This window comes from Ruminobacter sp. RM87 (assembly GCF_000701925.1).
Lineage (GTDB): Bacteria > Pseudomonadota > Gammaproteobacteria > Enterobacterales > Succinivibrionaceae > Ruminobacter > Ruminobacter amylophilus.
The window spans coordinates 1-2,369 of sequence record NZ_JNKD01000105.1 but is presented as its reverse complement, the minus strand read 5'-3'; the positions used below and the strand labels follow the sequence as shown (position 1 = coordinate 2,369).

The 2,369-nt window shown below is 31.7% G+C and carries 2 protein-coding genes; one reads left to right on the top strand and one right to left on the bottom strand.

Annotation, left to right across the window (positions count from 1 at the left end; all coding sequences use genetic code 11):
* Positions 1-31: 31 nt before the first annotated feature.
* Positions 32-715 carry a circularly permuted type 2 ATP-grasp protein gene (locus T489_RS0112155; RefSeq protein WP_051622122.1) on the bottom strand — a complete coding sequence of 228 codons (684 nt, stop codon included), beginning with the start codon at positions 713-715 and terminating at the stop codon, positions 32-34.
* Between the two features lie 82 nt (positions 716-797).
* On the opposite strand from T489_RS0112155, the gene T489_RS0112150 reads away from it, so the two are divergent.
* A complete protein-coding gene (locus T489_RS0112150; RefSeq protein WP_369791981.1) occupies positions 798-1,565 on the top strand; it encodes a proteasome-type protease in 768 nt (255 codons plus the stop codon).
* Positions 1,566-2,369: the final 804 nt, after the last annotated feature.

Here is a 2,369-nt window from a genome sequence, read left to right as displayed (position 1 = left end):
CCCCCGTATAACAGAGTGGCCAATGCCGTGCTTACACTGAGGAAAATGTCTTGCCTAAATTTCTGCTTGACAAAGGTCGTTTCATAACAGTTTCTAAAAGAACATTTGGATAATGTTCAACAGGAGCTACCGGCTGACGCATGAAAACTTCAGGATATAGTCTCATCATCATTTTGCGGTCTTCTATCATATAAGAAACACCAGACGGAGTTCTTAAATTATCTTCAAGCACATAATAGTTGCCGTCTTTGTTTCGAACAATATCAATACCTGATATATGAGAATATATTTTTCCATATAAATTAAGATCTTTCATAATAATCTGGTATTGAGAATTATTGTATATTAAATCAATAGGTATAATACCACTTTTAAGAATATGTCCTTCATGATAAATATCATACAAAAACATATTCAAAGCAGTTACTCTTTGCTTAATACCAGCATCAATAATTTTCCAATCCTCTGCTGAAATTATTCTAGGGATTGGATCAAAAGGTATTAATCTTTCAGTACCTTCGTTATTCCCATAAACGTTGAAAGTAATACCAACTCGATGAAATAACAATTCTGCTTTTCTTCTTTTTTCATCAAAAGTTTTCTCCTCTGTTGAATAAAGCCAGTTGCAATAGTTTCTATAATTTAGACGACATTCACCATTAGAATCCATCATTTCATCATAGTGCTCTTTATTTGGTAACTTTACTTTAATCATAAAATATCCTTTGAAAATCTCCTTTGTTGGTATTAATAATGCATGCATAGATTACGCCAGCTTGGATTTATTCCAAAATTTTATGATCATTATTTTGGTGCAATATATTTTGACTATGGAGATACAAACTGTGACTTATTGTGTAGCTATGAAATTAAAAGATGGTCTTATTTTCGCATCTGATACTAGAACTAATGCAGGAATGGATCATATATCAACTTATCGAAAACTTTTTTACTTTAAAAATGAGGATCGAGAAATTGTAATTCAATCAGCAGGAAATCTGGCAACTACTCAAAGTGTAATTGCTAAGATAAATCAAAATATTAAAGATAATACTGATAACAATATTCTTAAAATACCTACTCTATTTGAGATTTCCCAAATAGTAGGAACCATTTTACGAGAAACTATTATAGAATCTAAATCAGAGTTAATTGATACTTCTACATTATCATGTTCATTAATGTTAGGAGGATATATAGCAAACAACGAACCTGAACTATATAACATATACTCAGAAGGTAATTTCATTATTGCAAATGAAGAGACTCCATACTTTCAAATCGGTGAAAACAAATATGGAAAACCTATAATTGATCGCATTGTTAACTATACTACAGATCTTGAAAATGCATTGAAATGTACAATGATTTCTTTTGATTCTACTATTATGTCAAATTTGTCAGTTGGTCTACCAATAGATCTTGTCGTAATGAATAGAAAAGAAAATAAAACAACCCAAATTAGAGTTGCAAAAGATAACGAATTTTTGCTAAAAATTAGAAAAGCATGGGGTCAATTAATAAAAGAAAATTTTGATAAAGTTCCACCTTTTCCTTTATCATAACCTTCGCAAAGTTTACTATAGTTATAGTTTATTACGGTATCAGCAGTCTGAGCTTTCAATAGCTGTTTGGCCACTTTTTTATCCAATAATCCATGAGAGCGTTGAATAAGTGATTCGACGTGGTTATCTACAATATCACTGAAGAAGGTATCTTTGATATCGGCTTTTTTCTACGCTCCTAGTCGATTATTCACCGCTTGAGCCAAATCGCCCAACTTCCCGAATAGCCAATTTCCGGGACAGGATTTTCGAGCAAACCAGCGGTGAACCGTCAGCAGCATCTCATCCGGTTTTACCGCATAATTTAACGATCAGCAATCCATACAAGTTTCTTTTTTTTAAACATAAATATCACTTTTTGTTTACAATGTTTTACGTGTAGATATAATCAAAGTAGTATATGTAGGTATCTTAAAAAGATGGTTGCAAAATGTTTGATTTTATTTGTGAAACTATTGTTGATATATGTACGTCATTTCAGTTTTCGTTAAAAACTGTGGTTATTTTGCTAATTATTGTGGCTGGGGTATATATGCTACATAGCTATTTGTCATCAATGTAAAATGTGATATGTTGATCTATAATTTTACTCACATCATAATTGTTTAAAACCTGAAAGTTATGGTATGTGTGCAATGTTTTCTGATGCAGAATCGTTCAACCAACCTTTCGAAAACTGGTGTAGAACGATCGAAAAAGTTGACCACTAAAACGATGCAGAAGTACCTTTTTGAATTTTAACAGAAATGGCATATATAGCCAAAACTACGCAATTTGTAACAGTGAAAAGTAGTCAGATAGTAG